Source organism: Alteromonas genovensis (genome assembly GCF_010500895.1).
In the GTDB taxonomy this organism is placed as follows: domain Bacteria; phylum Pseudomonadota; class Gammaproteobacteria; order Enterobacterales; family Alteromonadaceae; genus Alteromonas; species Alteromonas genovensis.
Window position 1 is genome coordinate 1 of record NZ_JAAAWO010000020.1, and the last position, 5,621, is coordinate 5,621.

9 protein-coding genes are annotated in these 5,621 nt (G+C 41.7%); 8 read left to right on the plus strand and 1 reads right to left on the minus strand.

Translation table 11 applies throughout. From position 1 onward, the window contains the following. From GTQ48_RS17215 to GTQ48_RS17235, 5 genes are all read left to right on the plus strand, one after another. Positions 1-587 (plus strand): hypothetical protein (locus GTQ48_RS17215; RefSeq protein WP_203565297.1); only part of this gene is annotated, 587 nt, incomplete at its 5' end. A 126-nt stretch (positions 588-713) separates the two neighbouring features. Continuing rightward, positions 714-983, plus strand: a complete 270-nt coding sequence (locus GTQ48_RS17220) for a hypothetical protein (RefSeq protein ID WP_163107775.1) — start codon at positions 714-716, stop codon at positions 981-983. A gap of 550 nt (positions 984-1,533) precedes the next feature. Continuing rightward, the gene (locus GTQ48_RS17225) at positions 1,534-2,205 is read left to right on the plus strand and encodes a hypothetical protein (protein ID WP_163107776.1); all 672 of its coding nucleotides are present in this window, start codon (positions 1,534-1,536) and stop codon (positions 2,203-2,205) included. A 143-nt stretch (positions 2,206-2,348) separates the two neighbouring features. Next, positions 2,349-2,735 (plus strand): hypothetical protein, encoded by a 387-nt coding sequence (locus GTQ48_RS17230; protein WP_163107777.1) that lies wholly within the window; start codon positions 2,349-2,351, stop codon positions 2,733-2,735. Between the two features lie 123 nt (positions 2,736-2,858). Further along, on the plus strand, positions 2,859-3,266 hold the full coding sequence (locus GTQ48_RS17235; RefSeq protein ID WP_159582028.1) for a hypothetical protein: 408 nt from the start codon (positions 2,859-2,861) through the stop codon (positions 3,264-3,266). 42 nt (positions 3,267-3,308) lie between these two features. On the opposite strand, the gene GTQ48_RS17240 is transcribed toward GTQ48_RS17235, so the two are convergent. After that, positions 3,309-4,259: an IS110 family transposase gene (locus GTQ48_RS17240; protein ID WP_163107778.1), complete on the minus strand. Its 951-nt coding sequence runs from the start codon at positions 4,257-4,259 to the stop codon at positions 3,309-3,311. 349 nt (positions 4,260-4,608) lie between these two features. On the opposite strand from GTQ48_RS17240, the gene GTQ48_RS17245 reads away from it, so the two are divergent. From GTQ48_RS17245 to GTQ48_RS17255, 3 genes are all read left to right on the plus strand, one after another. Beyond that, complete coding sequence (locus tag GTQ48_RS17245) at positions 4,609-4,794, plus strand: hypothetical protein (RefSeq protein WP_163107779.1); 186 nt, start codon at positions 4,609-4,611, stop codon at positions 4,792-4,794. A 20-nt stretch (positions 4,795-4,814) separates the two neighbouring features. Beyond that, a complete protein-coding gene (locus GTQ48_RS17250) occupies positions 4,815-4,997 on the plus strand; it encodes a hypothetical protein (protein ID WP_163107780.1) in 183 nt (60 codons plus the stop codon). A gap of 136 nt (positions 4,998-5,133) precedes the next feature. Further along, positions 5,134-5,460 (plus strand): hypothetical protein, encoded by a 327-nt coding sequence (locus GTQ48_RS17255; RefSeq protein WP_163107781.1) that lies wholly within the window; start codon positions 5,134-5,136, stop codon positions 5,458-5,460. Positions 5,461-5,621: the final 161 nt, after the last annotated feature.

Genomic DNA, 5,621 nt, shown 5'->3' on the forward strand with positions numbered 1-5,621 from the left:
CTTTCAGTTGTACGCCTAACAAAACGCTGTTGGCACTCCCTCCGGTCGCTGGGACGCTAACACGTGGGCTGGCTCGCTCCGCTCGGATTTTAGCCCACGTGCTAGCGCCCCAAAGCTTAGTGTTAGGCCCTTGGAGGCATATGCAACATAGTAAGAAGCTTTTTGAACTAGCTTCAAGAATCGCCAGAGAAACAGATGGATTTTTCACTACAAAAGGTCCTGGAGCTGGCAATTATTCGACAAATCAATTTATTGCAGAAATCAGAGACCAAGCCGCTTCCCTTTTTGGTTCAGATTACAGTGAACAGAAAATCTGTGGTAACAACTCTATGGCTGTAGATTTTTATTTTCCTGACGAGGCAACAATTGTAGAAATCGCTCTTGGACTTAAAAATCCAAATACCGAATTCGAAAAGGACATTCTGAAAGCTCTCATGGCCAGAAGCTTAGGAAATAAAGTTAAAAAACTTGTTTTCATTTGTAAACCCGGCGGCCAAAAGAAATCAAAACAGCCAGGTCGTTCTGCCATGATAGACTGGCTAGAGAACCATAATGGTTTATCGGTGGAAGTATGGGATCTAGAGTAAGGCCTAACAACCCAATAAACTCACTCACTTCGTTCGCTGGGACGCATACACGCAGGGCCGCTTCGCCATTATGCCCTACGTGCCTGCGCCCGTTATTGAAAAGTTATAAGCCACTAGGATTGAAGCATGGGTGAGTTGTTTCTTATTATTTTGTTGGTTGTTCATCTTCTTCTGGCAATGGTCATGTCAGCGAAGCTGATTAAGCAATCAAAGATAAAACGCAATATCCGTGTAATGCTGTTTGTAGCTTTATGGTTAATCCCATTAATTGGCGCTGCGTTTGTATCAGATTTGCTGAAAATTCGAAAGGCTAACCAAAAAAATGGAGGGATCGCGGTTAATAGCCCCGGCGGCAATTCATCAGATAGTTGTAGCTCTGATGGAGGTTGTGATTAACATGGCTTATAACAAACAAATTATGGCACTCGCTATCGCTCGCTGGGACGCAAACACGTGCGCGGCTTCGCCATTATCACGCACGCGTCTGCGCCCCATATTTGGAAGTTAGAAGGCGTCAGCCTAAACTACGTTTGGCTTAATAAAAATACCAGTTCAACCGCCCTCACCTGTTGTTTCAAAAATCGCACTGGCTTTAGGCGGTTTTAACTTCGCCGCATTAAATCCAAAGGTTGCGCAATAGGCGCCTCATCGGCTGGTTTTTATTTTAAGTCAGCAAGCGCCATTGCACTTGGTAGTTCAAATGGCAGCTTGCTTCAGTCAAATCAAAACCATCTCTGCTCTGGCATTTTGCTTGTTTGCTTTAACAATCAATCGTATGCTGGCTTTATTAGTTTTTAATAAGGCCAAAGGTGCAGGCTCTGCTTCTAACAAAGCGCTTAAGCCACTCCCTTCGGTCGCTGGGACGCCTATACGCGGGGCGGCTTCGCCATTATGCCCCACGTGCCTGCGCCCGTTATTGGAAAGTTAGCTTCCCAGAGGTTTTAAATTGAAACTCGTATTTTTTTTAAGTCTATGTCTTTTATTAGTCGGATGTTCAAGCACATCTGAACCAGTTTCTTTCAAAAATAGTCGAATCGGTGTTGACTACAAGCTAAATGAAACTTTAAAACTATGCCACACCCACCTTGGCATGACAGTATTCCAAAACACTGAAGAAATTTACCCTATTGCTGAAAATGTCAACACCTTAGTCACAAAAGGCTATGTTAAAGGAATTAAAAATACTTTTAACACTCCTGTTCAAATAGACTCTAGTATTGATTGGAGCAATTATTTAAGTTACTCATCCTGGGACGCTAGTGCCAAATTGATGCCACAGGGATTAAATAAGCTTAGAGAAATTCAAGCTAAGTATGACTTAGACTTTCTCCTTGTCGCGAGAGACTATGAAAACTTTTATAAAGGCGAAGCTTGCAATGGCGCATGGTTCAAGACTCAAATGAGCGACGTCAGGAGTTTTGTCCCTATTTATGTAGCGCTAGTATTTGACGCTAATTCTGGAAAATATATTGGTAGTACATTTATTACAAATGACCACCATAGCTCTGTTTATCAAAATTTTAACGACGTTTCGAAACTAGAACACAGCGAAGTCTTAAAACTTATTTATTATTCTGAAGATGCAGCAACTAAAGCAGCCAGTATGTTCTTCGAATAACAAGGAAGCTAACAAACGCATTAACACTCGCTACGCTCGCTAGGGACAAAAACACGTAGGCTCCCTTCGCTTCGCTCAGTATTCTAGCCTACGTATTTTTGCCCGTTATGCGGGCCGTTATACATACACGGAAGGTTAGTCGATTGCCCATCATCATTTATTTGTATCTAGCTATAAATATTGGCGTAACGGTATATGCCTATAAATATTGTTATTTTAATTTATCAAAATATGGCGAAATCCTAGAGGGGTTTGCTATAACGGGTGTTTCAATATTATTGGTGTTGGCATATTACTATCCCAAGATAGGTGATTTTCTAGGAGGTTATATATTTATACTTGTTGCATTGGGAAGTGCATATCACTTTAAATATAGGCACTCTTATATTTATGAACCAGAAGAAGATGTGAAAGATCCTCAAGAAACTAAGTTTCATAAATATTTTAACTTTGTGTTAATAGCTACAAATCTATTGCTTATCTTGCCAGCTTACATCTTTGGGATATTGTCTGGTGTAAGGTATGTATAACAAAAAAATTAAGTTCGCCCGCTGCGCGGGCTGGGACGCAAACCTGTGGGCTGCTCACTTCGTTCGTATTTTAGCCCACACGTCTGCGCCCCTTATTTAAAAGTTATGTGACTCAGGATATTCATGGATAGAAACACTAAAAAAGCACTGAGATGGGATTCTGGTTACAGAACTAAACCAATCAAACCAGACAAAGCTTCCTTTTCAAGTGGCAAGTATTCTATGGCGTATGCTTGCCTCGACTGCAAAACCTCTTTTCAACGTAGCTTTCCTGGTGCTCCATGCGATTATCCATTGCACGGCCAGTGTGTTTCTTGTGGTGGTGTTACTTATAATTTAGGCCGGCATTTCAAAGCACCAAAAAAGTCTGATATCGCCCAATGGAAAAAGGTGGCATACCTCGTCCACCATGGTTTCTATTTTCAAAAAATCAGGCCTATCAAAAATAGCTATTGCAACGTTTCTTACCCTTCAACGTTGGCAGAAGCTAAAGTGTTTGTTAAAAAGTATAAAAAGCATGCTCTTATTTAGGGTAAAGTCACATAACAAACGACTATGGTGTCAACCCTGAATTTAAACTGTTTTTTCTTCCCACATGACGCCATCTCTTACCATTGAATTTAAGATGATCACCATCTTTCTCACGCAAGCTATTATGGCAACTTTTTTCGGTTTGCCCGCTCCAACTAAGCGCTCGTAAAACACCTTAAATTTTTGATTGCACTGCATTGCTGACATCATCGCCATAAATAGAACCGTACGGACTTGGTGACGCCCACCTTGAGTAACTTGCTTACCCTTATACTTTCCACTTTCTTTATTCATCGGTGCAACGCCAACAAGTGACGCTACTTGCTTGCTATTCATCAAACCGAGTTCTGGTAGATAACTAATTAACGCTGCGGCTGATATTTTACCTATGCCAGGCATGCTTTGCACTAATTCACTCTTCGCTCTGTAATCTGGGCAACTTTCTATCAGCTTTGCTAGCTCATCGTTCATCTTACTTATTTGCTTTTTCAGTAGAACAAGCATCGCTTTTATATTGGGTTGAATGGCCTTTGACATAATCTGCAGACGATTCTTTTCCTTAGTTTGCATCTCTATTAACTGGTTTCTACGCCTAACAACATCTGCCATCTTCTGCATATTCTCTGGCTTCAGCCTAGATAACTTAGGTTGTATTACTTCACCGAATTGGGCTATTAACGCCGCATCCAGCTTGTCCGTCTTAGCTCTTCGCCCTATAGCACCTGCAAAGCGCTTAACATGAACTGGATTGACGACACTGAACGGTATGTCAGCCTTGGCACAAGCAGCGACAAATTCAGCTTCATAACGTCCCGTTGACTCAATAACTATACGCTCAATGTCGAGCTTCCGCAGACGTTTTATCGCCTCGCCAATGCCTTTCTTGTTATTACTGACTTTGAAATATTCGTCTAATGGACGAATATGAATATCGAGAGAATCCTTACCGGTATCTACACCTACGTTTATGTTTTGCACTACGGTTTTATTCATAATAAGCTAACTCTGGTTTGCTAAATGCGAGCTCGGGGCCCAGTCGACTATTCGAGTATGTTGCTTGGAGTACCGTGTAGTGTTCGAGTTTGTTATCGGTCTCTCTATTGAGGATCCACTCAATCGCCGAACTACTACACAGCCAACTTTGGTTGCAGCCAAAGTCTGGGCCTCACTTTACCCATCTTCGAAAAGGAATGTCGTGTATTTAGGGAAGAATTATCCATACAACTCAATAAACTCACTCACTTCGTTCGTTGGGACGCATACACGCGGGGCGGCTGCGCCATTATGCCCCACGTGCCTGCGCCCGTTATTGAAAAGTTATGTACTTAAGGAAATGTTGACAATGGAAGTTTTGGAAAAAGAAATTGATGGGCAACTTATCGCAGTAGATTTCCCTATTCAGGGCATTTCTCTATCTGCTAAAACAGTTTCCTTTACCGATTCTTCAGGGAAACGGACTTGTACATTTAGCACGTCCAACAAAGCAAGAGAGTTTTTAACTTGGCTAACATCTAACAACAGCCTTTGATATTTTATAAGGAGATTGAAATGAGCATTACAGTAGGTGAACTAAAAAAGCATTTGGAAGGATTCACTGATGATACTGAGGTCTATTTTGGCGGCTTAGACTTTTACCGAACCAAGAGAAGAGGTGAAAAGGTCGTTCAAATTGAGTTCAATCAACAAGTATACAAAGATAGCTCAGGTAAGGTCGTGATCGAGGATGTTTGAAAGCGTACATAACAAACGCATTAACACTCGCAAGCTCGCTAGGGACAAAAATACGTAGGCTCCCTGCGCTTCGCTTGGTATTGTAGCCTACGTATTTTTGCCCGTTATGCGGGCCGTTATATAGCAAGGTTACTTTATGAATTTAGAAGTTTTTTTTGAAATTGTTGATTCATCGATCAAGAGAATGGCCGCACCTATAGCAGTTCTTGCGGCTGGATTTATTTTGGCTAAAGAAGCGCAAGAAGGAAGTGATTACCTAGCATTGAGTGCGACGCAATGGTTGTACATTGGAATAACTTTAAGTTTAGCTTACACCTTTGCAGTTGTTATAAATGGTTTCGCAAAAATCAACGAAACACAATCCAAAGAGTCCACGTTATTAGTTGCTAAGTTCAGCTTTGCGTCGATATTCTTTTTAACTACACTTGGCGCTGTATCACTTGCTATTTCGAAAGCTACATAACAATCACATTAAGCCGCTCGCAGGCTCGCTGGGACAGTAATGTCGTCGGTTGTCATGCTGGTATTCGTGGATTATTCATCTCTCAATGAACAGCGCCTACCTTACTCACTCCGCCGTGGTCACCTTCTCATCAGTCTATGTTCGTGGATCAATAACCGTTA